The sequence below is a fragment of the Microbacterium sp. WCS2018Hpa-23 genome, from assembly GCF_031843845.1.
In the GTDB taxonomy this organism is placed as follows: Bacteria; Actinomycetota; Actinomycetes; order Actinomycetales; family Microbacteriaceae; genus Microbacterium.
In genome coordinates, this window is sequence record NZ_JAVTIZ010000008.1 from 48591 (window position 1) to 73027 (window position 24437).

General features: G+C 64.1%; 26 protein-coding genes. 2 read left to right on the forward strand and 24 right to left on the reverse strand.

The features are described from left to right. Nucleotides 1–86: 86 nt before the first annotated feature. The 19 genes from RQG77_RS14140 to RQG77_RS14230 form a co-directional block, all read right to left on the reverse strand. Complete coding sequence (locus tag RQG77_RS14140; protein ID WP_311245271.1) at nt 87–1175, reverse strand: AAA family ATPase; 1089 nt, start codon at nt 1173–1175, stop codon at nt 87–89. Nucleotides 1176–1269: 94 nt separating this feature from the next. Beyond that, nucleotides 1270–2052, reverse strand: a complete 783-nt coding sequence (locus RQG77_RS14145; RefSeq protein ID WP_311245272.1) for an N-6 DNA methylase — start codon at nt 2050–2052, stop codon at nt 1270–1272. Then, the gene (locus tag RQG77_RS14150) at nt 2049–2681 is read right to left on the reverse strand and encodes a hypothetical protein (protein ID WP_311245273.1); all 633 of its coding nucleotides are present in this window, start codon (nt 2679–2681) and stop codon (nt 2049–2051) included. Before RQG77_RS14150 ends, RQG77_RS14145 begins: the two co-directional genes overlap by 4 nt. A gap of 50 nt (nt 2682–2731) precedes the next feature. Next, the gene (locus RQG77_RS14155) at nt 2732–3400 is read right to left on the reverse strand and encodes a type II toxin-antitoxin system PemK/MazF family toxin (protein ID WP_311245274.1); all 669 of its coding nucleotides are present in this window, start codon (nt 3398–3400) and stop codon (nt 2732–2734) included. Between the two features lie 42 nt (nt 3401–3442). Further along, entirely contained in the window at nt 3443–4021 is a 579-nt protein-coding gene (locus tag RQG77_RS14160) for a hypothetical protein (protein WP_311245275.1), read from the reverse strand. Nucleotides 4022–4063: 42 nt separating this feature from the next. Beyond that, on the reverse strand, nt 4064–4639 hold the full coding sequence (locus tag RQG77_RS14165) for a hypothetical protein (protein ID WP_311245276.1): 576 nt from the start codon (nt 4637–4639) through the stop codon (nt 4064–4066). A gap of 169 nt (nt 4640–4808) precedes the next feature. Next, a complete protein-coding gene (locus tag RQG77_RS14170) occupies nt 4809–7799 on the reverse strand; it encodes an ATP-dependent helicase (protein WP_311245277.1) in 2991 nt (996 codons plus the stop codon). Nucleotides 7800–7931: 132 nt separating this feature from the next. Next, nucleotides 7932–9857, reverse strand: coding sequence for an AAA family ATPase (locus tag RQG77_RS14175; protein WP_311245278.1), 1926 nt, complete (start codon nt 9855–9857; stop codon nt 7932–7934). 132 nt (nt 9858–9989) lie between these two features. Beyond that, nucleotides 9990–11672 carry a hypothetical protein gene (locus tag RQG77_RS14180; protein WP_311245279.1) on the reverse strand — a complete coding sequence of 561 codons (1683 nt, stop codon included), beginning with the start codon at nt 11670–11672 and terminating at the stop codon, nt 9990–9992. An 88-nt stretch (nt 11673–11760) separates the two neighbouring features. Further along, entirely contained in the window at nt 11761–13014 is a 1254-nt protein-coding gene (locus RQG77_RS14185; RefSeq protein WP_311245280.1) for an AAA family ATPase, read from the reverse strand. 50 nt (nt 13015–13064) lie between these two features. Beyond that, the gene (locus RQG77_RS14190) at nt 13065–13454 is read right to left on the reverse strand and encodes a hypothetical protein (RefSeq protein WP_311245281.1); all 390 of its coding nucleotides are present in this window, start codon (nt 13452–13454) and stop codon (nt 13065–13067) included. 234 nt (nt 13455–13688) lie between these two features. Continuing rightward, nucleotides 13689–14129, reverse strand: coding sequence for a hypothetical protein (locus RQG77_RS14195; RefSeq protein WP_311245282.1), 441 nt, complete (start codon nt 14127–14129; stop codon nt 13689–13691). Nucleotides 14130–14232: 103 nt separating this feature from the next. Beyond that, complete coding sequence (locus RQG77_RS14200; protein ID WP_311245283.1) at nt 14233–15195, reverse strand: hypothetical protein; 963 nt, start codon at nt 15193–15195, stop codon at nt 14233–14235. A gap of 26 nt (nt 15196–15221) precedes the next feature. Continuing rightward, nucleotides 15222–15542: a hypothetical protein gene (locus RQG77_RS14205; protein WP_311245284.1), complete on the reverse strand. Its 321-nt coding sequence runs from the start codon at nt 15540–15542 to the stop codon at nt 15222–15224. Beyond that, the gene (locus tag RQG77_RS14210; RefSeq protein ID WP_311245285.1) at nt 15539–16006 is read right to left on the reverse strand and encodes a hypothetical protein; all 468 of its coding nucleotides are present in this window, start codon (nt 16004–16006) and stop codon (nt 15539–15541) included. The genes RQG77_RS14205 and RQG77_RS14210 overlap by 4 nt, the downstream gene beginning before the upstream one ends. After that, nucleotides 16003–16425 carry a hypothetical protein gene (locus tag RQG77_RS14215; RefSeq protein WP_311245286.1) on the reverse strand — a complete coding sequence of 141 codons (423 nt, stop codon included), beginning with the start codon at nt 16423–16425 and terminating at the stop codon, nt 16003–16005. The genes RQG77_RS14210 and RQG77_RS14215 overlap by 4 nt, the downstream gene beginning before the upstream one ends. Nucleotides 16426–16456: 31 nt before the next feature. Further along, on the reverse strand, nt 16457–17149 hold the full coding sequence (locus RQG77_RS14220) for a hypothetical protein (RefSeq protein WP_311245287.1): 693 nt from the start codon (nt 17147–17149) through the stop codon (nt 16457–16459). Continuing rightward, the gene (locus tag RQG77_RS14225) at nt 17149–17460 is read right to left on the reverse strand and encodes a hypothetical protein (RefSeq protein ID WP_311245288.1); all 312 of its coding nucleotides are present in this window, start codon (nt 17458–17460) and stop codon (nt 17149–17151) included. Before RQG77_RS14225 ends, RQG77_RS14220 begins: the two co-directional genes overlap by 1 nt. A gap of 84 nt (nt 17461–17544) precedes the next feature. After that, entirely contained in the window at nt 17545–18609 is a 1065-nt protein-coding gene (locus RQG77_RS14230) for a hypothetical protein (RefSeq protein WP_311245289.1), read from the reverse strand. Nucleotides 18610–18749: 140 nt separating this feature from the next. Here RQG77_RS14230 and RQG77_RS14235 point away from each other — a divergent pair, with 140 nt between their 5' ends. After that, nucleotides 18750–19163 carry a LysM peptidoglycan-binding domain-containing protein gene (locus RQG77_RS14235; protein ID WP_311245290.1) on the forward strand — a complete coding sequence of 138 codons (414 nt, stop codon included), beginning with the start codon at nt 18750–18752 and terminating at the stop codon, nt 19161–19163. A 121-nt stretch (nt 19164–19284) separates the two neighbouring features. Further along, nucleotides 19285–19608: a helix-turn-helix transcriptional regulator gene (locus RQG77_RS14240; protein WP_311245291.1), complete on the forward strand. Its 324-nt coding sequence runs from the start codon at nt 19285–19287 to the stop codon at nt 19606–19608. Nucleotides 19609–19643: 35 nt separating this feature from the next. On the opposite strand, the gene RQG77_RS14245 is transcribed toward RQG77_RS14240, so the two are convergent. From RQG77_RS14245 to RQG77_RS14265, 5 genes are all read right to left on the reverse strand, one after another. Further along, the gene (locus RQG77_RS14245; protein ID WP_311245292.1) at nt 19644–19850 is read right to left on the reverse strand and encodes a hypothetical protein; all 207 of its coding nucleotides are present in this window, start codon (nt 19848–19850) and stop codon (nt 19644–19646) included. Then, on the reverse strand, nt 19847–21337 hold the full coding sequence (locus tag RQG77_RS14250) for a DEAD/DEAH box helicase (protein ID WP_311245293.1): 1491 nt from the start codon (nt 21335–21337) through the stop codon (nt 19847–19849). The genes RQG77_RS14245 and RQG77_RS14250 overlap by 4 nt, the downstream gene beginning before the upstream one ends. 82 nt (nt 21338–21419) lie before the next feature. After that, entirely contained in the window at nt 21420–23519 is a 2100-nt protein-coding gene (locus RQG77_RS14255) for a DEAD/DEAH box helicase family protein (RefSeq protein ID WP_311245294.1), read from the reverse strand. 41 nt (nt 23520–23560) lie between these two features. Then, the gene (locus tag RQG77_RS14260; protein ID WP_311245295.1) at nt 23561–23965 is read right to left on the reverse strand and encodes a hypothetical protein; all 405 of its coding nucleotides are present in this window, start codon (nt 23963–23965) and stop codon (nt 23561–23563) included. Then, the gene (locus tag RQG77_RS14265) at nt 23946–24323 is read right to left on the reverse strand and encodes a glutaredoxin family protein (protein WP_311245296.1); all 378 of its coding nucleotides are present in this window, start codon (nt 24321–24323) and stop codon (nt 23946–23948) included. The genes RQG77_RS14260 and RQG77_RS14265 overlap by 20 nt, the downstream gene beginning before the upstream one ends. Nucleotides 24324–24437: the final 114 nt, after the last annotated feature.

Sequence of the window (24437 nt, forward strand, 5' to 3'; positions counted from 1 at the left end):
GTGCAGGGTGAACGACGCCGCCCCCGCCCGGATCGATGATCGATCGCAGACGGGGGCGGGGCCGAGGGGTTGGCGTGCGCCTGGGCTCAGAGTCCGAACCCGTAGGTGGCCTGGCCGACGAGGGTCAGGCTGAGGCTCATCGGGTAGACCTCCGGCTCGTCGTCGTAGTCGTCGAGCAGGTGGATCTTCTCGATCGGGGCGTGGATGCCACCGTCCTTCTCGAACACGAGGTCCGTGGCACGGAAGGAGACGAAGATCGACCGGTTGGAGTTCTTCAGCTCGTACGTGTGACCCACGTCGCCGCGCTCGAAGAGGTTGATCTCGATCTCGTCCGCCCAGATCTTGCCATCAGGGAAGCGCGCTTCGACCTTGTAGGTGCTCGGGTCGACGGACTTGATGTTGAGGTCCTCGACGATCTCGGCGAACAGCGCATCGGGCTGCTGCAGCTCGAACGCGATGGCGCGAAGGTGGTCGTAGTTCAGGCGCGCGCGGCGCGAGAACAGGGCGACGTTCTCGACCTCGTCCGGGTGAGCGTCCGGCGCCTGGTCGGCGAGGTACTGACGGACCTCATCGGGACCGGGGTAGTCGAAACGCATGTGGTAATGGAAGCGACCCGGACGGTTGACGATGTACGTGCTGACATCGGCGACGTCGTTGACCGTCAGGCAGTAGATGCGCTTCACGGACGAGAGGCCGTCGAAGAGCGACAGGAACTGGTTCTGACGGTTGATTCCATCGCTCAGCCCACGTCGACCCGCAGGGAAGGTCTTCTCGAACTCGTCGAAGACGATCAGGCACTCATCGAGGCTGTCGAGGAAGTCGACGATGCCGTCGTTGTCCTCCGTCACGATCACGACGGGCAGGTTGTTGTCGCGCGCCTTCTGAGCGACCATGCGCAGGAACAGAGACTTGCCGATCCCCTTGTCACCGGAGAGCATCACGCCCAGGCTGCGGTCCGAAAGCCCGTAGGAACGGAAGATCTTGTCGACCTTCTTGTCCCGGCCTCCGTAGACGCGCTCGTCGCCCACGGAGAGGTCCTCAACCTGGATCAGGCTGAACCCTTCCTTCGAGCTGAACTGCACGCGGTACGTGCCGAGAGGGAAACTCTCATGCGCCCTGACGGCGTTGTCGTAGACGCGGACCTGTCCGCCGGTCTCGATGTAAGTGCTTGTCACGATTCTCCGATCTCCATATGGTCTATCGTCGGATCTCGCCTAGCCGTAAGGCGAACACGAAAAGACGATGGTCGATAGTGGTGTCGACCATCGTCTAGACGGTCGTGGTGGCCCCTTCGGGGTGCACAGCGGGTGTGGCGGTATTCTCGCCGTCGCCCCCGACATCCGAGGCGGCACACTCGCGGTCGAGCCGGCGCAGCTTCCAGTCGAAGCCGCCGATGATGTGAGCAGGAGTCGGCCAGACGCTGAAGACCTCGGTCGTGAGGGTGTTGCCGTGCACGATGTGGGCGGGGATGAACGCCAGCGCGCAGTGGATGTAGGTCATGTGGACCGCGACGATGTCGACATCGGTCGCCGTGACGTGGATCTCCTGCTGGTAGTTCACGCCGATCTCGCGCAGCTCGTTGGCAACGGCGAGCACCATCCCTCCGCTCCCGCAGGCCGGCTCCTGGATGGTGATGATCTCGGGGCGATTCTGCGCCTTGGCGATGTCCGCGACGGTCATCTTGGCCATGACGGTACTAATACTGAACGGCGTAAAGAATTGGCCGAGGCCTCCGTTGCCAAGCTCGAGGCTCATGTAGAGGTTGCCGAGGACGTCGTCGAGTCCCTCCTCGAGGGTCACCACGACGTGTGCGAGAAGCTCGGCGAATCTCTCGTTTTCCTCCTGCGAGTATCCGCCGGCGATCTCGAGGTATCGTGCTTCTCGCGTGTCCCAGCCGCCTCCGGTGTGTCGACCGTGAAGGTCGGCGCCGTTGCGGAGGGAGAGCGCTGACAGTTCGCAGAAATCGCGGAACACGTCGACGAGGCGGCGCTGACCAGAGGCGGTGTTCGCCTCGAGCAGCTTCTTCATCGTCTTCATCGAGTCGGTGTTCATGCGTATTCGTCCTGTTCTTGGTCTTTCATCGGCCAAGCCGGCAGCTTGAGCTGGTGCTTCCGGATGCGGAGTACCGATCGGGGGTCGATGTGCAGCGCCCTGGCGATGCGGTGGTCGTTCCAGTGGCGCGAGTGGAGCTCCGTGACGACAGCCATGCGCTCGTGCTGCGTGAGCCTGACGCGTTCACCCCGCAGAGCTCGCTCCACGGCGATCTCATCGAGGTGGAGCTCTGGCTCGCGCTTCTCGGCGTCTGGGTCTTCCTCGTCCTCGGCATCGATCTCCTGATGCCCTCCGTCGACGTTTGGCATCGAGGCGGGGTCGTCGATGTCGTCCCACGCGAGTGGGCCGAACCATCCGTGCGCTCGTGCGATGGTGCGCGATCGCTCACCTGATGGACCGTCGATCGGATGCGACCAGGTGTCCACGAACAGATCGGCGACGGCTGATCGCAGTCGTGCGTCGACGGACTTCTGATGTCCGAGGAGAATCAGGGAGAGCGACTGAACCGAGATCCCGAGTCGCTGAGCGAGTCCGGGTTGGCCGTATCCGATCGCGACGAGGGCGCGCAGCCTGCGGGAGGTGCCGGTCGCATCGACGAGGAACGACAGGGTTCTGCGGTGACCGTCCATCTGCCGTCCTTTCGAGTCGCGTGATGTCGCGACCGCGGTGGCGGAGGCGGTCAGTGGCTCGTGTGAGCCTCGAGTGCAGCTGAGACCTCGTCGAGAGCGGCGCCGCGATGGCGTCCCGCCTCATAGAGGGCCTGGAACGCGTCGCGCTCAGCGGCGACGAGGGTGAGCGCCCTGCTGAGTGCCTCGACCCGCTGATCGGCGGTGTGGCCAGCCAGGGCGCTGATCTCTGCGGCGATGTCGATGCCGTGGACCTTCACCTGCTCTTCCCACTTGTTGAAGAGGCTGTAGGTGTCGGGATTGCGACGAAGACTCAGCGACAGCGCGATCGCGGCGTCGAGCTCGCGGAAGTACTCGGGCTCGAGGATGGTCATCTTCCGCTGGAGGCGGGAGGCGTCGACCGTGTGGATCTGCTCGCAGAGAGCGAAGGCGGTTCCGCCGTTGCCATCGGGCGCTGGGATCTCGACGTGTGTGGGGCCAGAGCGCTTCCGTGAAGCGGTGGTCACGTAGACGATCTGAGCTACTCCGGAATTGGAGTTGAGGACGTTGTTCGATACGACGATCGCCGGACGGTTGCTCCAGAGCTCGTTGCCGACGGTTGGAGTCTGGGGGTCGGCAACGACCATCCAGATCTCACCGCGACGGAATCGGCTCTCCGGCGTCGCGACGGGGGAGCGGCGGGGCATGTTCGCCGGCGAGGGAGTCGGGTTCTCCGTAGCCATGCGGGATCACCTCCTGGGTGCGTTGTGGGGTGGTGCGGGTTGTCAGCTCGTGACGTCGTGACCGGTGTAGGTCTCGCCCTCGTCCTGACGATTCGCGCTCATGACGTAGAGACGCCCACCGGTCTGGACGAGGTTCCGGCCGATGGCTGCGATGCAGGTCTTCTCGTCAGCAGCAGCGAACTGGTCTTCAGAGTCGGGTCCGGTGATCTCAGCGGCACGCGTCCGGAGCTCCTGAAGGAGGCCGTCGTGGCTCGGGTGGTGCGTGATGGTCGTGGTGCCGTCGCCGTAGTCCGTGAGGACCGTGAAGAGGGATGCGGGTCCGGCGTCCAGCTGCCGCGTACCGAGGTGCACCGTGATGTCGACGCCCACCTGGACGTATTCGTTCACCACCTCGACGAGTGCACTGTCTGCATCCGCGCCGCCATACGGCGCAAGGATCTCGACGACGTCCTCCGGCGTGACCTCATCGTGGTTCGCGAGCAGGAGATCGACGATCGCGCTGCGCCGTGCGGCGGGGGTTTCGAAGGTCTCGTCGAGAACGACGACGGTTTCGTCGATGACAACGGCCGAGTGGACGGTCTTCTGGGCGCGTGCGCCAGGGTTCGAAGTGGGGGAGCTCATGGTGCGTCCTTCGTATGAATCTGCGCGAGCGCAGCGGTGAGGTCAGAGGAGGTTCTCGGTCTGCACGATCTCGATGAGGGCGCGTGCGACGGAGAGAAGCCCGGCGAGGCCGGTGAGAGATTCGTCGTCGATGAGAGACTCAGGGCCGCATCCTGCGGCACGGTAAGTCCCGGTCGCGCGGTCGTGGATTTCGAGCATGCACCACTCGAATGCGAGGTTGTCATCGCGTTGGATGGAGACGGTCAGCCCCGGGACCAGTCCGCAGTTGTGCAGCGCATCGGCGATGTCCTCGACGATGCTGTCGAAGTCGCCGCCGCTGAAGATCTTCTGACCCTCGTAGTCGTCGAAGTCGAAGGGGGTGTCGTTGTTCCGGAGAGCGAAGGTCAGCGCTTCGTCGCTGAGGGTCTCGACGTTGGTCGACACGAGTTCTTCGATGCTCACGAGCCTGGGCGGGACGGCTGTGTTGGCGTGCTCCCGCTCGAATGCTTTCGCCGCCTCGAGGAGGGACGGGGCATCGACGATCGTCGCTTTCGCGCCGTTGTCGTCCACCGATCGGACCCACCGATGGTCGCCGGCGGGGGAGAGGATCGACTGGGACACGATCTGGTACTTGGGCACGGCGGCTCCTTTGTCGGTGTGTATCGAGGCAGATGCACCGGTGCGCGACGACTGTGGTCGCGCGGAGCCAGGCGCTCCTGTGAAGTGAAAGGGGCGACCCAGCGGTCGCGGGAACAAGAGAGAGGGACGACCCTTGCGGATCACCCCTCTCTCTTGTGTTGGGCTGCGGCTAGGCCGCGGCCGCGGTGAGTGCCGGCTCATCGGCACTGTCGGTGCCCCCGATCGCACCGGCGAGCACGGCGTCGGCCTCCGAGGAGTCCAGACGTGCGAGCTCTTCGGTGAATTCCGCCTGGGCGGTGGCGACGTCGAGCGCGACGTCGATCGGGTCTCCCGAGCCATCCTGATCCACCGCCGAGGCGGCGAGGGTGGCGAGGGCGAGAGCGACATCATCGTCCGACAGCGAGTCGGTGTTGATGCCCTGAGCCTGGAGAACCATGAGCTGGTCACGCTTCTCCAGGGCGGCTACGAGCATGTCGTAGTCCGACTCGATGCGGGGCTTGGGCACGTTGCCGTACGAGAGCACGTACATCGTCTTCATCGCGCGGGTGAAGGCGACGTAGTACAGACGCTTCTCGTCCTCGTCCATCGCGGAGTCGAACTGGTGGATGACCACGACGTTGTCGAACTCGAGACCCTTCGCACCGTGAACGGTGCTCACCACCAGCTTCGCATTCGCCTGGATGTTGGCTTCCTTGCGCTCACGGTTCTTGCTGTTGGTGAGGGTCTGCTTCATGCCGTTCTGGGCGATCTCGAACTTCAGGACGTTGTCCTGGAGGTGATCGTAGAACTGGTCCGACGTCATCTGCCCCATCTGGAACAGCCCGAGCCACCCGTTGATGGTGGTGCCGTTCTTCGACCACCAATCCGAGGTCATCCGCTTCACGTGCGGGGCGGCCGCCTCGTGCTGCTTGGACAGCGTCGCGAGGTTATCGTTGATCCCCTTGTAGATGACGAACGCGGCATCGGCCGGGTCGACCTGCATCACGTCGTTCCAGAACATCTTGATGTACTGGGAGAACACCGTGGTGCTGTAGGTCTTGTCACTCATGAGGTTCGCGACGTGCTCGTTCGGGAACATGCTCTGCAGCTCCTTCTCGATGACCAGGATGTCCCCGCGCTTGTAGCCGAGGAATGCGACCTGCTCGCCGCGCGCGAGGCACTGCTCGATGTAGGAGCGAGTGTTGCGGGCGATGAAGCCCGGAAGGAACTCCTCTCGGAACTTCGAGATGTACTTCAGCTGCTGGTAGTCGAGCGTGACCTTCTCCCGGAAGGAGTCGGCCGTCGGCACGACCAGCGAGTTGGCCTGCAGCTGCAGTCCGGCTGCCGCGTTGGCCTCGATGTCCGCCAGGTGGACGTTCGCGAAGTCCAGGATCTCCTGGTTGCTCCGGTAGTTCGTCGTCAGCTGGAACGTCGAGAAGACCCCCGACTCCTCGAGCGCGTTGAGCGCCTTCGGGTTCGAGGCACGGAACTCGTACAGGGTCTGCGACGCGTCGCCGACGATGAAGAGGTTCTCGCGGTGCTTCGCGACGTACTTGAGCAGGTAGATGAACTCGAAGATCGAGTTGTCCTGCACCTCATCGATGATGAGGTACTCCGACTGCACACCCTGCGGCTCGAGCATGGTGTCGATCTGCTGGTAGGCCAGCACGATCTCCAGCTCCAGGCAGGTCTGGCGCATGCGGTCGAGCATGGCGATCACCGCAGCCTGGTGGGCTTCGATGAACGCATTCAGGATGGTCGTCGACCCCGGCTTCAGCTTCTTCACGTCCAGCATGATGCCGCGGAAGCCCCGCGCCACGTCGTCGTTCGGGAAGAAGATGTCGAGGCTGTTGAGGATCGTGTCGATCGACGACAGCTCGTGCTCCGGGTGGTTCAGCGCGTAGATCTCGTGGATCATCTTCGCGATGGTCATCGCGTGCACACCGGGGTTGCGCTCGACGATGTTATCGGCTGCCGCATTCGTGAACGACAGCACGGTGATCTTCGAGGGGTCCACGCCGTGAGCGACCAGGTGCTCGATGCGACCGAGGATGACCGTGGACTTCCCGGTGCCCGCACCGGCCTGCACCAGGGTCAGCGGCTCCGGGGTGGAGATCGCTGCCCGCTGCTGGACGGAGAAATGCGCGGGGAGCACGAACGGCGTTGCCGGCGTCCCTGACGGGGTAGCCAGCTGGCCCTTCAGCGATCGCAGTTCTTCGAGCGTGTGCGACATCAGCAGGTTGAGGTTCTGCTTGCTGAGATCGCGAGCATCGTTCGGCGGGCACACGCCGTTGATGGTGGCGTGGATCGCACGGTATGCGCTCAGCGAGACGTTGTACGACTCGAGGTAGCGCAGCTGCAGGCTGAGGTGGTGAAGCGCCGCCTGGTCGGGCCGACCCTTGGCGTAGAGCTCGGTGATGTGCGTCGACAGGATGTCGGCGACACCGTCTCCCGACCACGTCTCGGCGAGCCGGCAGATGCGCTCGTGGACGTCGTAGGTCGCCATCCAGGTGCCGAGCTCTGCCATGTCGACGTACACACCGTTCCCGGGGTTGGCGGAGATGAGGTGCGTGGCGTTCTTGATGAACTCCTCGACATCGTCGAGCGGCGCGTAGCTGTACTGCATCATCGCGAACTCGTCCGCGGCGCCGAAGGGTCCCGCAGTCGGACGGGTCGCACGAGACACGAGCTTCACGCGCTCGCTCGTGGAGCCCTTGGCCAGCGTGTACAGCTCCATGCGGTACAGGATCCGCAGGTCACGAATGACCTTGTCGCCGCTCTCGTCCTTGTGGAGGACGATGCCCTGAGGGGTGATGTCGAAGAAGACGTCGAAGTCGTACTTCGTTGCGTTCTCCGTGACCTCGAACCGGTCGGTGTCGAACGGCACCGGGTAGGTGAGACCGCGGTTGGCGTTGTGCTCGACGGAGTACGGGGCCAGGATGCCGAGCGGGATGGTGAACGTGGTGTTCTTGGAGCCGTAGCTCTTGCCCTTGGTGAGCACGGCCTTCGCCGACATCGTCGACGCGCTGTGGCCGGCGGGGTACCGTCCCGGGTGGACGGAGGAGTTGAGCAGGCCGACGGCCTTTCCGGAACCCGTCAGCTCGGCGCTGAAGTACTTCGGATCGAGGGCCTTGACCTTGCGGACGGTCGTGGTGGTGAGATCATCGAGCAGGATAGGCATCGTCTGACTTCTCTCTGGTGATTTACGCCCGAAGGCGGGGTGGTTTTTCGTGGGGAACGTGCGTTGTCGCGAGGCGATCGCGAAGAGAGCGGGGCGGAAGAGGGGTCGCCCCTTCCGCCCCACATCGAGCGACTATTCCTCGTCGGAAATAGCCCCCGACCCGGTGCCACCGGGTGTTGCCGCCGGAGCGAAGCGCACGGCGATGACGGCGTCTTCGATCAGCTGCCGCGCGGCCTGTTCTGCAGGTCGTGCGCCCTGGTCGGGCAGGAACGTGGCCTCGACGGTCTTCGCCAGCAGATCGGGATCGATCGGCTCAGGGATGTAGCTGGCGGTGACGGGATCGGACTCCTCGATGCGAGCACGCTCTCGCGCGTAGCTTGCGACGAGGATCTCCTGGTACGTGTCCCGGCTCAACGGCTGGAAAGGCACGAGCTTGGAGAATCGGCCGAGGAGTTCCGGCTCGAAGCCCGCATCCTGAAGCGCTCGCGTCAGCTCTTGGCGGCTCAGCGGCCCCTGAGCTGTCGGTGAGGTGAACCCGATGCCCTTGCGACCGATGGCGTCTCGGCCGGCGTTCGTGGTGGCGATGATGATGGTCTTCGAGAAGTCCACGATCTTGCCTCCGGCCATCCGCATCCATCCCTCATCGAGGGCAGTGAGGAACAGGCGTCGAACGACGTTGTGCGCCTTCTCGAACTCGTCGAGGAGGATCACGCGATAGGGGTTCGATTCGAGGGTGTCGAAAGGCAGCTCCTTGTCCGAAGTGCTCCCGACGTAGCCGGGTCCGGATCCGATCAGTCGCGAAACGTCATGCTCGTGGGCATACTCGCCCATGTTGAGCATGATCGGCGGCTGGTTGGTCAGCTGCGAAGCGATGAGCTTCACCGACTCCGTCTTCCCGACGCCGGACGGCCCGGCGAACATCCAGGCCATAGGACGCTTCCTCGGGAATGCTCCGAGGTCATCCCGGCGCAGCGCGTCGATGATGTCTTCGACGATTGCGTCTTGACCCTTGAGGCGCTTGAGCCCCTCCAGCATCTCGACCTCGTTGAAGGCCTCTTTCGTCGCCATGCCCGTCATGAGGCGGACGGCGACAGATCGGATCTTCTTCTCACTGAGCGGAAGTACCGGAACCTGCTGAAGAGCCTGAGCAGCCTGGGTCTGACCCTGGGCCTTCGCCATGGCGATCGCGTTGCTGTGGGTGACGATGGCATCAGCCATCGCCCGGTCGAGCAGCGTGAGGGCGGTGTCCGGACGATGCGACGATGCGCGCGAGTTCTCGTCCGCGATAACGGCGAGCTTCGTGAGAACGTCGTCGTCGATCGCGACCTTGTGGTCGTAGTGGGCGATGAACGAAGGACGAGCGGCGAACAGGATCTGCGTGGCCTGGTCGCGGGTGAGCTCGTCCACGACGAGCCGCGAGAATCGCCGCTGGAATGCGGGGTCATCATCGAAAGCCTTCGCCTCGTTCATCGTCGTCGCGCCGATGACGCGCATCTCACCGCGCGCGAGAGCGGGCTTCAGGATCTGAGACACCTTCTTGTAGACGGGGTCGTGACTGTCCTGGAGCAGGTGAATCTCGTCGATGAAGAGGATCGCGTCGTTCGTCTTGTCAGACGCCCAGTCCACGAGCATCGCGAGTCGTTCCTCGAGCTGACCCACGACGCCGGCGCCGGCGACGAGGTTGCTCAGCGGGAGCTCGTAGACGGTCGACTTACGCAGCATCGACGGGATGAGCGGGTTTCCGGTTGCGATCGCCCGGGCGATCTCCTCGACGATGCGGGTCTTTCCGACACCGGCGGGACCGACGAGCAGCGGGTTGGGCTTGCTCTTGCCGATCAGGACGGAGATCGTCTGAGCGATGAGAGCATCGCGGAACAGCGCAGGCGTTGCAGCCTTGAAGCGCTCGTTGTAGTCGATGAGAAGTTCGGCGATGTCCGTGACGCCCCTTGTGGCGGTGGTCATCGGCGGGAACGAGGGCAGCGTCGGCGCACCGCCGTTGCCGCCACCTGAGCCGGATCCGGCCCCGGTTCCGTTCGTGTCGTCATCGTTGGAAGTCATGTTGTGGAGACCCATGGCGGGTAATTTCCTCTCGTGAGTGTGACTGCGAACGGCCTCGGCCGCGGAGCGCCCGTTGGGTGACGTTCCGCGGCCGAGGCCGTTCGCTGGTCTTGCCGTCTCAGTCGTGCCTGGTCAGACGACCAGGCCGATGAGTTTCTGGTGGATGGCCGGATCGATGTGTCGCATCGAGTTCGTGAAGTCCTTCGCGTTGCCGGTGATCATCGACCAGTTCATGCTCGAGCAGGGCGCGTAGTAGAGATTCGCGGGATGCTCGAAGCGCTGGCTCGGGGCGGTCCACTCGAAGTCGGTGACGACGAGCGAGAGTCGGCGCTTGCGCTTCTCCGAGGCATTGATGTACTCCCAGATCTGCTTGTACTCGGTGCCACCGCCCACCTTGTGGACCTTGCGAAACTCTTCCCAGATGCGCGCGACGGACTTGTCCTTCGTCTTCAGCAGGGTCTCCTGCGACATCATGTGCGAGAACGAGTTGAAGTACAGGTTCACGTTCATCATCTTCGCGAGGCGAATCAGCATCATGATCGCCTGCTGGTAGTTCGCCTCCGAGATCGATCCCGAGGTGTCGATGTACACATGCAGGTCGGGCAGGTAGTGGGTCGAGGTGACCCGTCCCGGCCGGTTGTAGTCCATCGCGTCGCGGCGGTTCGCACGTGCGTAGCTCGTGCGCGACTTCTTCAGGATGTTCGTCGATCGGCTGACCTCCTTCATGCGCTTGAGCACGCGGAGGAGACCGTTGAGGATGTCCACCTTGGTGGGCGCCTGCTTCCGGAACATGATCTTCGCCGATCGGCCGTTCTTCGCCCCCGCGTTGGTCTGAGCGTTCGCGGCGACAGCGCGGGCTTTAGCCGCTGCACGTGGCAGGGCCGTCAGCTTGCTCAGAGCCTTGTTCGAGATGACCTTGACGGGTGAGGCGATCGACGCGTTGATGAGACGCCACTCGTTGTCGACCTTTCGAGGGGTCGATCGGGCGTGGGCCTCGACGTTGACCAGGAGGATGGTTCGAGGGTTGAACAGCTCGGACACGACGAACGGCAGGGTGCCGACGCCCTGAGGGGAGCCTGCGGCTGTGCTCTGCTGTTGGTACTTCATCAGCATGTGGACGATGAGTCGGGCGAACGAGTAGTCGTCGTTGCCGTCGGTGTCGTCCTTGCGGAGCACGTACCCCTCGAGGAGCCCGGTGAGCGACGTCTTCGCGAAGTCGCCGATGAGCCGCGTCGTGTCCGGCGGAAGCACCGGTCCGAGGACTGCGAGCTCGAGCATGAGCCACGCCTTGAAATCGTCGAAGTGCGCGGCGCTCATGAACCAGAAGCCGAGGGCTTCCGGGTGGTAGGTGTAGGCGATGCTGGCGAAGAACTCACCGTCATCCTTCGCGTTCCCCGCGAGGAGGTTCTTGGCGGAGGGGATGATGTCGTGCTGAGGGGTGTACATGGCCTTGGACGCCGGCGGCATGCGGTTGGCGTGGCCAGCTTGCACGACGAACATCTCGTTGACCAGCAGGGGGTTGGTGGAGTCGTAGTTGACGAGGCCCTGCTGCAGGAGCGTCTTCATCTCCTGATCTGCTGCGGCGTTCGCGGTGGGACCGACGGTGCTGCAGAACAGCCCTTCGATGTCGTCCTCGTCGAGCGAGGAGTTCTTCTGGTTCGTGACGCGAACGGATCCGCCGGGCACGAGCGGTTCGAAAAGGGGCTCGATGATGGAACGACGAATGGCGGCCTGCGGGTCGTAAGCACCCCGGATCGGGAGCGTGTACACGGGGCTGATGGTGGCGGGCTTCTGCCCGCTGAGCGTGAGGGTCACGTCTCCTCCTCGGTTCGAATCGGCTCGTCGGGGTACTCGACGAGTGGGTGGAGGGCCCTACCCGAGTGGGTAGGGCCCTCCGTGGGTGTCACATGAAGGCGCTGAGCATCGCCTTCGCGGTCTCGCCGACGGGCGTGCTCGTGTTGAACAGCGCGGTGACGTTGTCCTCCTCGAGCTGGTTCGCCATGGCCAGTTCCATGAGACGACGGGCGTGCGCCTGCTCCAGCTCGGTGGTCTGCTGCGCGAGCTGCTGCACGATCACCTTGTTGTCCACACGCTCGAAGAGCGCATAGAGCAGCGAACCGGACTTCTCGTGGTCGGTGAGCCCGTTGATGATCGCCTCGAGATGGTCGACCGTCGGGGCGCCCTTGAGGTCGGTGAAGCAGTTCGGCTTGGGAGCCGTGAGCTGCTGCAGCTGGGCTGCGGCGCCGGAGTTCAGCGCGACCGCGATCTCGGCGACCAAGTGCTTGGCGAACTCGGTGCGTCCGATGTGCGCCTCGACGGCCTCTGCGAGCACCGTGACCTCGGAGCCGTCTGCGGCGACCGTGGTCTGCTGGATCCACTCGGCGAGCTTGGACGGGTCGATCTCGTTGAGCCAGCGGCTCACGGCGTCGATGGTGCGAGGCGTCGTGAGCTGGAGCATCTCGTCACCGGCGTCCATGATGTCGGTCATGAGCATCGTGGTCTGTGCGTCGTCATCGTCGTCGTCGTTCGGACCGCTGTCGACCATCGCCGCGACCATCGGCGTGCTCGTGGCGAAGATCAGGTGCGGGTGCTTGGCGAGCACGGCGGCGACGTACGCGTTGAGGTTGGGCAGCACGCTGATCAGCGTCTGGGCGTCAGGCTCGACGTTGTAGATCGAGAACCGAGACAGCGAGGCCTGGTCGAGGGTGGTGACGTTGCCCTTGGTGTTCCCGGCGATCATCAGTCGAAGGTTCGACGGGAGCGCCTGCGACCCGATGCTGCGCTGGGTCGGAAGCGAGAGGGCGGCCGAGGTGACGTCCGAAGTGGAGCGGTTGATCTCATCGAGGAAGAGAATCGGCCACTCACGCGGGTTGTCGTTGGCGTAGTCGATCGCGTCCTGGATCACCTGGTGCGGGTAGAAGACCTGCTTCCACTTCTGCTCGCCGTTGTGCTCGTACGGCACGAGGCGTGCGCCGGTGAGGTCGGCCTTGTCCGCGAGCTGGTTGCAGGGGAGGGTGAACGCCCGCGTGTCCATCGCCTTTGCCAGGCTCTCGACGAACGAGGACTTGCCGATCCCAGGTTCGCCCATCAGGGCGGGGACTGCGCCCACCTTGAGGTCGAGGCTGACGATCTCGGTGAGAGTGTCGGAGAACTTCATGTCGATTTCCTTGTCTTGTCGGCAGGGCCGGAGATGATGCGGTCTGAGGGTCAGAGCGGGGTGCTGATGAGTTCGGGCAACTCGGCGATGACGATGTCGGAGTTGCCGTGGGTCGCCAGAGCACGAGCTTCGAGTGCGGAGGCGTTATCGCCGAGAGGGTCGATCACGATGAGGATCAGATCCGGCGGCGGTCGCTCATCGACGATCGAGGAGGCGGGGTTGCCGTACTTCTCGGCGAATGCGATGACAGGCGCCGCGGTATTCGCCGCGGGCGCGTAGAGCAGTCGATCGGATGCTCGAACGAGGCCAGCGAGTACGACACTGATGCGTTCGTGTTGGTGGATCGATGTCGTGTCGGGGAGGCAGACATAGACGCTGCGTGCTCCGTTGCGAAGCGATGCAGGTCCGAACTGGCCGGCCATGACGGTTCTTCTGGTCACGAGTCCTCCAGCCAGGCGAGTCGAAACTGGAAAGGGGACACGAAAGTCCCCCGTGGAAGGCGAGCCCTTCCTCCAGCGACACCGGGCAGGGCTTATGCCCCTGCTCCGGTCGTCGCAACTACTCCCGGCTGCGCACTGCGCAGCTGCTCTGGCCACGAGGCCAGAGAGACTTCTGCGGAACGCAGAGTCGGACACCGGTTCCGTTCCCGGTGTCCGCCCCCCGTTTCCATGGCGTCAGTCAGGATCCACTGCCTGAGCGATGCCGTCGTGATCTGATCGGTCGATCGACATGACCGTGTAGCTGGTGTGGCTGTGGTCAGGGACGTATCCCTCGAAAGGTGTCGGGACGAACTCGGCCGGCACATACACGGACGGCTTCTCGATGCCGTTCGCGCGGAGGATGGCGGCCTCGCGGTTCGTCTGTTCCGCCGCTGCGATCTTCGACTCGCGATCTCGCCTGGCGCGGCTCATGGCCACGTCGTAGATCGATCTGTTCTGCTCATTGAGCTGTGCGCATCGGATCGAGGCCGACTCCGCATCGGCGAACCATCCTTCGTTCTCGAGGATGCTGTCGGTAGCGGTGGGGCGACCGTCCTCATCACGCGAGTGATACGTGCTTTGGATGACGTGGACGACGTTGGGATCCGTCGTCTCTTCAGTTGTGGGGTGTGACACGGGCCCTCCTAGGCTCTGTCGAATGCTGCGCGCTGCGCTTGCGGCTGCCGCATCACGGACTGTGTCCGCGACTTGGCTCTGGATGATGTGCTGCGGTGGGGAGCTATCCCTTGGCGTCCTCGGCCTGCTGGTCGCCGAGCCGTCTCGCGACGAGAGCGACAGCGGTGTTGAGCAGGAGGGGCATGCCGTTTCGCGTCTCCATGTGCTTGTCGCGCGGCGGAAGGATCTGGGTGGCGGCCTCAAAGAGAAGCCATGCGATCGCGGACTCGTTGTAGTCGAAGTCCGGCTCGGCCTCCCGGATCGCGATGAGGATCGTCTTCAGTCGGTTGAAGAGCACCGCGAGAGTGCCGAACTCGTACCGGGAGGCGTCACCGTGGTAGTCGTCGATCCCCTTGGTGACGGCAACCCGCGTCATCAGATCGAGGATCTGCTCACGTCGGGGTATCTCGGGCCTGGTGTCATCGAGGTTGAAGTCGACGGTGGGCGCCTCGACAGCGTTCTTGGCCAGGGAGTCGTAGAGCTGCTCCCATGCACCCGGCTCGAAGTTCTTGTCCACCCTGCGGCCTTCGGGGATGGGCTTGCGGGTGAAGGTGACCCAGTGGTCGAGGAGGATCTCGTACCAGCCGTGGGTCTCCTTCAGCACGAGCTTGCCGGTGGCGATCGGGTAGTCCCAGAAGTTGGCCGGCATCGGCATCACGAGGTGATAGCCGTTGCCGCTCATCGAGAGCTCGTCATACAGGTTCGGCAGAGCGAGGAGCTCCCGCGCCACTTCCGGCGGGCACTTCGGCTCGATGTCGAGAACGAGGACACCATCGGTCTGCGCCCGCAGGTAGAAGGCGTTGTTCGATGCCGACGGGAGAGCGTCCGTGAGATCGGGAAGGCTCACGAGGCACTGTTCGCTGATCTCGTGCGCTCCCCAGATGCGGCCGGAGGTCATGAGCTCCCGCATGTTGATGGGGACCTTCTCGTTGTCGGACACGGTCCATCTGGGGATGCCGGCGATCGCGCCGATGATGGGGTTGTTGTAGAACTCCGGGTACGCGGAGCGTGGGTCGGTGGGACTCACGTGGTTCCTCTCTGCGCCGACGGCGACTACTTGGCGATGGTGAAGGTGAGATCGCGTTCGATGACGCTTTCGGTCGTGGCGTCGTGCTGCTCGGAGAGCGAGGTGGTGATGAAGTCGCCGTCACGCTCCTCGAGCTCGTCTGCATCGAATGGCAGCGAGAGTGCTGCCAGCTGTGACTCGGTGACGTTGTATGTGGTGATGATCGTCTCGGTGACCGAGATGGTCATGGTCGGCTCGAAGTAGCTCTCGCCATCGGGGAGCTCCGGCTGCGCGTTCCACATGGCGACCATGACGGGATCGGTGTGCGCGTCCGACATCGAGGGGTCATCGGGGGCCGCGGTGTTCACTCGGCTCCCTCCTCATCTGAGGTCACGAATCCCTGATTCCTGAGAACGTCATCGAGGATGATGTCCACGGCGACCCAGTCGTCATCGCAGTTCGTGAGGATCTTGCAGTCGCCGGTCGTGAGGGAGTCGATGACTCCGCGCTTCTGCGACTCGGTGAGCTCCGGAATCACTCCGTCGTCGATGCGCTCCTCGAGGCGCGACTCGAAGTCCTCAGGGAACCAGCGCTTCTGGGCGAGGTACTGCAGCGGCTCCTCGACGTTCCACGATCCGACGAGCTGCCCGTCCGCCTGGATGCTGCGATCGAAATGCGCGATGTACTGGTCGTGGGACAGGGCGTTCGCTTCGACCATCGGGATGACTTCGGCGGAGAGCCTGTCCGCGAGTGCGCGGAGATGGCCGGCGACGTCGGCCGACGTGGCGACCTTGTCGCCGTCGATCTGGATGTTGAGGCTGAAAACGGTCACTTGCTGGGTCCTTCGTGCTCGGGTGTCGCGGCGAAGCGCGAGGGAATCCGTCGGTTCGCGCGATCGGCTTCGATGGCGGAGACGATGACGGAGATGATTTCGTCAGCGTCGATGTCCGACTCGGCCTGGGCTCGCGTGAACCCTTCTTCGCCGTACGGGTTGGGCTCTTCCCATGGGCTGTCGATGCCGTAGGCGCGGTCCATCGCTTCGCGTGCGATGAGCATCGGGCTCTTCACCTCTGCCTGCTGACCGCATTGTGTACAACGTGTACATACCGGCGCCGCGCTGATCGCACGAGCCGCCACGGCGAGAGCCTCAGCGGCGGATTCGACCTCCCCGGAGGGGTCTCCCGGGTTGAGCGCGTCCCACGCGGCGAGGGCCTGCTGAAGCGTCTGCTCACTGTCCGACTTGATGGTCATGCATGCCTCCATGGGCAGAGTTGAATTCGGGTTATCGGTGACCGAGCATTCGCAGCAGCTCGTTGGCCGCCGCCTCGATGGCCTGCGGCTTGCCCGCAGTGTCTGGACGGTCGAGTGCACTCTTGAGACGGTCAGCGCTCGATGCGACACCATGGGTCCAGCGGTGGGCGGTAGACCACGGTTCCCACTGGTCTCGGCGAAGCTCGTCGTACTCCGTCAGCGGAAGACGAGCTGCAGCCGCAGCCGTGTACGTCTCCAGCTGCTTAGCCGCGCCCTCTGGGGCCGTGGCCGCGCCCTGATCAGATGCCGAGGCACTCTTGATCCAGAGGCGATGGAAACCCACGGGCTCAGAGGAGGTGTTCGACGACAGAGGTGGCAACATGTGGTCGCCGCGGAGGACATCGCCCTCGCAGTACGTCAGTGTCTCCCCGAGGATCGAGCGCATGACGTAGTAGTGCGAGGAGGAGAAGCGGACGATTCGCCACTGCCCGCGGATCAGGGCGCTCTTGAGCTGAGCGTCCCCTCCGGAGCCGGCGAAGAACGCCGAGTCAGCGTCGAAGACGCGCTTGGCGTTGCGGTCGTTCTCCGTGACGATCTGGTCGTATCGAGGATCGAGGAGGATCTCACGCACAGCGTCGAACGTGTCGACGGGTGCCGTCGAGATGCGGGCGAGCTGGTCATCGATCTGAGGCCAGAAGCCGTCAGGGATCGTTCTGGCGCTCATCAGTCCTCCTCGCGTTCGATGTGCTGGTCGCGGATGTGCCAGCTGGGTGCTTCCTCGTCGTCGACGGAGGGGCGATAGTCCAGCTGCAGATGCGACAGCATCTCGGGCGTGGTCATCTCTCTCGTCAACGGCTGCGACTCGAGGAGGAGACGCACCGCGGCCGCGAGCTGGGAGGCGGCATCGAGCACGCTGTAGGAATCGCCGGTCATGGTGTCCCTGCGGCTGATGGTCTTCGGGTCCGCGGACTCGTAGTAGGTGAGCGCCTGGGTCGCGATGGTGCGGGGATCAGTTGCGGCGGGTGCGGTCGTCATCGAAACTCCGTGATGTCGGGGAAGGTGTGAAATGAAGAAAGGCCCGGGCGTAAGCACCGGGCCTTTCTTCATGGGTGGGCTGGGTCAGCCCTGGAACGCGGCCGGCGCCTGGCCGGGGAGGTCCCACGGCGACAGCGAGCCGGCGCCCGCAGCCACGGGAGCCGCAGCCGCCGGAACGGCGCCGTCGAACGCCGAAGGGCCACCGGACGCGAGGTTCGCGGCCTCGGAGTTCGCCAGCTGCTGACGCAGACGAGCCAGCTCCTGCTCGGGTGTCTCGCCCGTTGCGGCGGCCGCAGCCGGAGCGGCGGCCGGCGCAGCCTGAGCCACGGGTGCGACCTGAGCGACGGGAGCCGCCTGGGCCACCGGCGCTGCAGCCGGGGTCGAGACCGGGAACTGCGCGACAGCCGGGGCTGCCGCAGGAGCGATGCCCTGCGCGCCCGGCATCGGGACGGGGAACCCGCTCGCGTCGACACCGGTGTTCAGCGGGGTCGGGAAGCCGGTCAGCTGCGCCTCCTGCTGGAACTGAGCCGCGGCCGCCGCGGTGGCAGCAGGGGCTGCCGCAGGGGTCGCACCCTTGACGGTGACGACGGGGCCGTTGACGACGATGCCACGCGCCTGGAGGGCTGCGGTGTCGATGCCGGCGGAGCCGTAGTAGCGCACGGGCTCGTGCACGACGACCTGCTGGAGACCGAGACCCTTCTTCGCGTAGTTCTTCGGCGCGAAGACGTTGATCACGAGCGTGACCGGGAGGTCGCTCGCGAGGTCGCGCTCCAGGATGACCTGGCGGAACTGACCCTCGTTGTCGGGGTCCGGCTCGAGCACGACGGGCAGCGTGGTCGACTTGTTGTCGATGCTGAAGCCCGTGCGGCCAGCGTTGTCGCCCTTCTTCAGAGCGAAGAGCTTCTGCGAGACGAACAGCTCCTCGTTCGTCGGCGCCGCCGGGTTGGCGTAGGCGACCTGCGCGTCGACGAGGCTGATCGTGGTGTGCGGGACTTCCGTGGGGTAGTAGGCCCCGCGGTCGCGCTCCTGCTTGATGCGGGCGGCGAGAGCCTCACCGTCGATGACCTTGGCGATGCGGGAGAAGGACGTCAGTCCCTTGACGATGATCTGCTGACCCTCGCGGAGGGACTCGGCGGCGATCTTGGTCATTGTGACCTGCTTTCTGGTTCGGGTTTGACTCTGTGAAGTGATGGGGCTCGTAAGTCGAGCGGTGCTCAGATATACTGATAAATGAGCGAATTTGGGTTCCGGTTCGAGTTCGCTCCTTCCACAGAAACGAGAGGCATGCGATGACCGAAGAGCAGGCGGCGAACAGCCAGAACCGGATGGTTCCTGTGATCGCGGCAGGTGTCGCGGCGCTCGCACTCGTCGCTGTCCTGATCGTCGGAGTTGCTGGCGCAGCGGGCGCGATGGCGAACCCGCGCTACCCGGCTCAGCCGGCACCGACCACCGGTGTCGAGACACCGGTTTCGGACCCTTCAACACCCCCGGATCGCGATAGCGATCAGAATCTGGAAGCTCCTCAGGAAGACACGATCTACTACATCGAGCGAGGGGACACCCTCACGTCGATCTCTGCGGAACTCGGTGTGAGTGTGGACGCGATCGCCGAATACAACGCAGTGCGCGACATCAACGTGATCTCCGAGGGCGCAGTTCTCCGCGTGCCGTACCTGTACATACCGCCTGTGGCTGGCCAGTAACCCATCAGACCTTGACGAAGACCCCGCTCTCCTCGGAGCCGCGGGGTCTTCGTCTTCTCCGGGAGTTGGACAACCAGCGCCGGATTTGCACGCCTTCGAGGAGCACGGAGACACTGGATTGATGAGCGACGACTGGGGCACGTACTTTCGCAGGCTCACCGCCGGCGCATCCGGCGCCGAAGTCGCTCGGCGCCTCGGGGTGTCCGACTCCAAGGTGAGCTACTGGCGTCGCTCCGAGAGGCCTCCCACAGTGAAGGAGGCCATCCGCGTCTCGCGGGAGTACGGTCGGTCACCGCTCGAAGGACTCGTCGCCGCAGGGCACCTCGAGCCGGATGAGCTTTCCGAGACCATCACGGTCGAGCCGCTGGGCCTCAGCGCTTTCACCGATGTTGAGCTGGCCCAGGAGATCGCGCTCCGAGCAAGACGGGGATCGATCCAGCCGTAGTCAGAGGCGATCGCCCAGTCGCCCAGGGCGTGTCGTCAGAGCGGCCAGTTGTCGATGTCGCCGACGTCATCCAGCGGATGAGCCTCCTTCTCACGCAGCTGCCCTGTCGCATCCTCGAAGCAGTCGGCCAGGTCGTCTCGGGTGAGAGTGCGAAGGTCCACTGTCGCCAGGTCGACGACGACGACGCCGGGTCGGATGTCGATTCCGGCGCCGTCGTTCTGCGTGACGCTCGCGGCACTCACGCGGCCGCCAGTGCGAGTTCGCCGAGGATCTCTGCGACGTCCTCATCGATCTCGACGATCTCGATGCGGACAGCATCCAGGAGCCCCTGCTGCACCAGGTACTTCCTTCGGAGCATGCCAGGCATCTTCTCGTCACGCGTCCCCTTGGTGAGGAGACGGTAGATCGTGACGGGGTGCGGCTGCCCCATGCGAGCGAGGCGAGCGTTCGTCTGCAGGTAGTGCTCGAGCGAATCGGGCAGCGTGTACCAGATCAGCGTGAAGCCACCGTCTTGCAGGTTGAGCCCATGGCCCGCGCTCGCGGGCTGCAGGATCATCACGGGGATCCGTCCCGCGTTCCACTGCGCGATCATGTCGCGGCTGCCGTCGAACGCTCGGACGTCGTGCCCCGCGGCCGCCAGGTATTTCAGCAGCTGCTTCTTGTCCGAGCGGTAGCGATAGGCGATGAGCACGGGCGAGCCGCCGTTGTTCCGGATGAGGTAGTCGGCCATCGCCAACTTCTCTTCGTGGATGACCGCGTAGTTGCGGTCTTCGTCGACGTACATCGTTCCCGATGCGTACTGCAGCTGCTTCCCGTAGAGGATCGCTGCGTTGTCGGCCGTGAGCGTGAGCGTTCCGGGGTTGTCCTCGTCAGGGCTCGCGAGATACAGAACCTGGTCACGGGTGAACTGCTTGTAGGCGTCCAGCACGTCGCTGGGGAGCACCACAGAGATGTCCTCGACGGAGACCTCAGGCATCGGGATCTTCGTATTCTCTGCGCTCATGACCAGGTGGCGAACGCGGGCGTAGATCTCCTCCTCGGCTCCGGGACGAGGTTTCCACTTCGCCACACGGTTCTGCACGATGAGGTCCGGCGTCATGTAGCGGTCGCGGAACTCCGTGATCGAACGACCGAGCGCGAGTCCGCCATCGAGCAGGAACATCTGGCTCCAGAGATCCTCTAGCCCGTTGGGGGTCGGGGTTCCGGTGAGCTCGATGAAGCGGATCGTGGCGCCGGCGACCTTCGCGAGTGCGCCGAAGCGGACGCCGGAGTGACCCTTCAGCGTCTGCGATTCATCAACGATCACCGTCTGGAACGGCCAGAGGATCGTGTCAACGCCGTCGATCTGCTCCACCGGCATGTTGTCGACCAGATCGGTGATCAGATCCACGTTGATGAAGTACATCGAGGGCGGAGAGTTGAAGATCTCCTCATAGCGCGCGAGCCGCTTCTGCTTGCTCAGCTTCTTGTCGCGTTCGTCGACGATCAGACTGACCGCCCTCAGGGGGAAGCCCCACTTCGCGATCTCGTCGACCCATGTGGAGCGAGCGATGTTGATCGGCGCGACGACGAGGATGTGACCGGCCGGGCGTACGTGCGCGAGCGCGGTCAGGGTGCAGAGCGACTTGCCGCCGCCCATCGTGAGGAAGATGCCGCACTTGGGGTTGCGGATGATGAATTCGCGCACGATCTCCTGATGGGGAAGGAGCGTCGGCATGGTGAACGTCACGATGACCTCCAGGGTCGGGTGTGTGGGCGCGTGAAGAAGCCCCCAAGGGCTCAGTGCATCGGGGGCTTCTTCACTGCCAGATTCATGCGGGCGGCGAGTATGTATTGCGCTGCCATCCCGGCATTCGCTCGTTCAACAGCCCGACTCTTTCGGCAGAGAGGCGCTTGGACTTGCCCTGTTGTTGGAACCAGCCACGAAGACGGAATGCTTCACGCCCGTCGTCCGGGCGAGGCAATCTGCCGCGCACCTTGATGAACGCATCAAGTGCCTCAAAACGTTCGACCCAGAGAGGCGTCTCTCGGGGTTTCCAGTCCACCTCTGGAAACCGGCTCTGGAGGAGAGTGCGCCTGTCCTCGTGAAGATCGACGCTTCGTCTTTGGACTCGCGCCCACCCCGCGATCGACGATTCGATGGGATCGGCAGCGTTATTCCTTGGCATTCGCCCATACATCTCGTGAAACGCGATCAGGGCATCGAGGTTTCGCAGCCAGGTGTACTCGGATCGTCGAGTCGCCCTCCAACCGGGTACCTGATCATCGAGAACCGCGGATTGTTGGTTCGTCGCGGTGGCACGCTGCTTCGCAAGCCATCTCGCGAGCTGAGACTCACCAGTGTCGCCGGCGTACCTACTCGGGAGGCGATCGTGCTGCGACTTGAAATCCAGCACCGCTTGGAGCCGGTGGTTCCAATCCCAGCCGCGATCGAAGACGCGGACGGCGCGCAGCGAGAGATCGGCGAGCAGCGTGTCGAACGCGAAGAACGGTCGATCTCCCAGGTCGAACACCGCGTTGTGAGGAAAGTCGACGTGGATGCGTCGACTCCCCGGGTAGTTTGCGACGGCGTCGGCATCGCGCGGAACCGATGCGTAGGTTCTGAGCTCGCCACGAATCGCGGTGTCGTTTTCCGCCATCTGCGCAAGTACTGAGGCCATGATGTCCCAGCCGGGCCGATCAATCCAAGAGTCCGGTTCTTCAGGGCCGGCGAGGACTGGGATGATGATGCGACCCACGTGCTTCCCGGGTGCGCGCCGAAGCACGCGGCCCACCGCCTGTACCGTGTCGACTTTGGCTTTCCGCGGATCCACGAACAGGACGGCATCGAGGTTGGGGACATCGACACCTTCGGTCAAGCACCGCACGTTGGCGACTACCCCATGAGGGGAATCGCCGAATGCGGCCTCCAAGATCGCGCGCCTATCGCTGGCTGGGTCATCCCCGGTAATCACGAAGGCATCGATACCCGAATCCTGCGCCATGAGGACAAAGCGACGGGCGCGTTCGACGCTTCGCAAGTATGTGATGATTCGACCGGCCCCCAGCTGGTGGCGTGCGCGGTGGAGCGCGGCTACGCCAAGGTGGAGGCGGAGTTCATCATCGTCCAGATCAACAAGTGCGCCAAGGTGCTCTTCGGCGATGACAGTTGCGTGCACGCTGTAGTCACAGAGAACCCCGTCGCCGATAGCCTGGCGCAACCCGTACTCGTGTGCGATGGGGCCATAGATCGTCTCGTCCAGAAGGTCGCCCTCGTCGCCACGTTCACCCTCGGCGGTGATGTGAAACTGGCGTGGCGTTGCGGTTGCGGCCAGGCGCTTGTGGGCGAGGATCGACGAAGCGTCGAGAACGTGAAGGCCAAGGGCGCTCCCGGGCGTCACCCGATGGGCTTCGTCGAGTATGACAAGTTCGAAAGCCGCGGGGTGCCCGACGGCGACCATGCGGGCCTGCGCCTCGGCGATCTTGTCGCTTGAGTGATAGGTCGCGAAGACGACCTGCGGCAGATCCGGAGAGGCCTGGGCCAGAAGTCCTGACAGATGGACGGGATCAGTGGTGACTATCGCGCCGTAGGCCTCAAGATCCTCTGCGGAGACACGGGTCTCATCATCACCGCGGTCCGCGACAGACGCATCCGAGCAGACGACGATGGGGGTGTTCCAGCGGTCTTCGTACTGGGTGCGCCATTCGCGTAGCGTCTGGCCGACGAGGAACAGGGACGGGAAGAACGCTCCGATCAGACCTGCAGGGGCGACTGTGTTGCATACCGCCTGCAACGTGATGGTCTTCCCCGTGCCGCACGCAGATACGAAGAGTGCACGGTCGAGGCTCTCGAGCGAATTGACGATGTCGTCGTGCGCGGCCACCTGGTGAGGACGAAGCGCACGACGCGAAAGGTTGTCGATGGTACCCATGTGGACTCCTACTCGTGGGATGGTGGCGGCGGCAGCTGCTCCTATGCGACTTCGAACTCGACGACCGCGAGAGGATACGCTCCGGGCCACGCAAAGATGAGAGGGCAGGGGATCAACTCGGGGTCTGTCGGGGACGCTGGGTAGCCGGCGTTGTAGAACTGTCTCGCTGTCCAGTCGACCGCGATGCTGACCCCACGGCTGTCCGCGAGAACCGCAAACCAGTGAGGCCCCTCGTCGACGGATGTGACGTGCACGAGCTCGCCGTCGAGACCCTCTCGGCGCGCGAGCTCGAGAAAGCGCCGACTCATGATGTCGCAGTCGGGGGACTCCCACTCGGACTCATCCGGGTACAGAAACGCCCACCCCTGCGCGTCGAGATCCTCGAAGAGGAACAGGTCGCAGAGGTGGGCGATGTCTGCAGCGGCGTCAGCGGACGACGCGCTCATCTTCGGGGATGATGAGGTTCTCTGCCTCGAAGTTCTGGACGGTCTCCGTCCACTTGTCCATGCGGCCGCCGGACCACCAGTCGGTGACCCATCCGTCCTCGGACTTGATGACCACGACGGGCATCTCGCGGCCGTACTTCTCGACGACGTACTCGAACGGCGTCAGCCCGCCGAACTCGTCACGCGGTGCGAGGTCTTCCTCGACGTTGATCTCTGTGAACGGGACGCCTTTGCGCTCGAAGAGACGCTCGGTGGCGACGCATTTGTGGCAGTCGTTCTTCGAGAAGATGGTCATCGAGAGCGCGGGTGCTTCGGCCGGAGCCTCGAGGGTTGCGGTGCTGCTGCCGTCGGCAGTCATAGGGGAGTCCTCTCTGGGTGCGGTGCACCCAGGGTGTGGGGCAGCCGAGAACAGGCTAACCGTATTTCCTGATTTATGGGCGAATTATTCGTTTCGCTTCGTATCTGAATCGAT

Coding starts and splice junctions, on each gene's coding strand:
- RQG77_RS14145 (WP_311245272.1), bottom strand. CDS start 2,052: ATGAACACCGACTCGATGAAGACGATGAAGAAGCTGCTCGAGGCGAAC.
- RQG77_RS14150 (WP_311245273.1), bottom strand. CDS start 2,681: ATGGACGGTCACCGCAGAACCCTGTCGTTCCTCGTCGATGCGACCGGC.
- RQG77_RS14155 (WP_311245274.1), bottom strand. CDS start 3,400: ATGGCTACGGAGAACCCGACTCCCTCGCCGGCGAACATGCCCCGCCGC.
- RQG77_RS14160 (WP_311245275.1), bottom strand. CDS start 4,021: ATGAGCTCCCCCACTTCGAACCCTGGCGCACGCGCCCAGAAGACCGTC.
- RQG77_RS14170 (WP_311245277.1), bottom strand. CDS start 7,799: ATGCCTATCCTGCTCGATGATCTCACCACCACGACCGTCCGCAAGGTC.
- RQG77_RS14175 (WP_311245278.1), bottom strand. CDS start 9,857: ATGACTTCCAACGATGACGACACGAACGGAACCGGGGCCGGATCCGGC.
- RQG77_RS14185 (WP_311245280.1), bottom strand. CDS start 13,014: ATGAAGTTCTCCGACACTCTCACCGAGATCGTCAGCCTCGACCTCAAG.
- RQG77_RS14215 (WP_311245286.1), bottom strand. CDS start 16,425: ATGACCATCAAGTCGGACAGTGAGCAGACGCTTCAGCAGGCCCTCGCC.
- RQG77_RS14220 (WP_311245287.1), bottom strand. CDS start 17,149: ATGAGCGCCAGAACGATCCCTGACGGCTTCTGGCCTCAGATCGATGAC.
- RQG77_RS14225 (WP_311245288.1), bottom strand. CDS start 17,460: ATGACGACCGCACCCGCCGCAACTGATCCCCGCACCATCGCGACCCAG.
- RQG77_RS14230 (WP_311245289.1), bottom strand. CDS start 18,609: ATGACCAAGATCGCCGCCGAGTCCCTCCGCGAGGGTCAGCAGATCATC.
- RQG77_RS14235 (WP_311245290.1), top strand. CDS start 18,750: ATGACCGAAGAGCAGGCGGCGAACAGCCAGAACCGGATGGTTCCTGTG.
- RQG77_RS14240 (WP_311245291.1), top strand. CDS start 19,285: ATGAGCGACGACTGGGGCACGTACTTTCGCAGGCTCACCGCCGGCGCA.
- RQG77_RS14255 (WP_311245294.1), bottom strand. CDS start 23,519: ATGGGTACCATCGACAACCTTTCGCGTCGTGCGCTTCGTCCTCACCAG.
- RQG77_RS14260 (WP_311245295.1), bottom strand. CDS start 23,965: ATGAGCGCGTCGTCCGCTGACGCCGCTGCAGACATCGCCCACCTCTGC.
- RQG77_RS14265 (WP_311245296.1), bottom strand. CDS start 24,323: ATGACTGCCGACGGCAGCAGCACCGCAACCCTCGAGGCTCCGGCCGAA.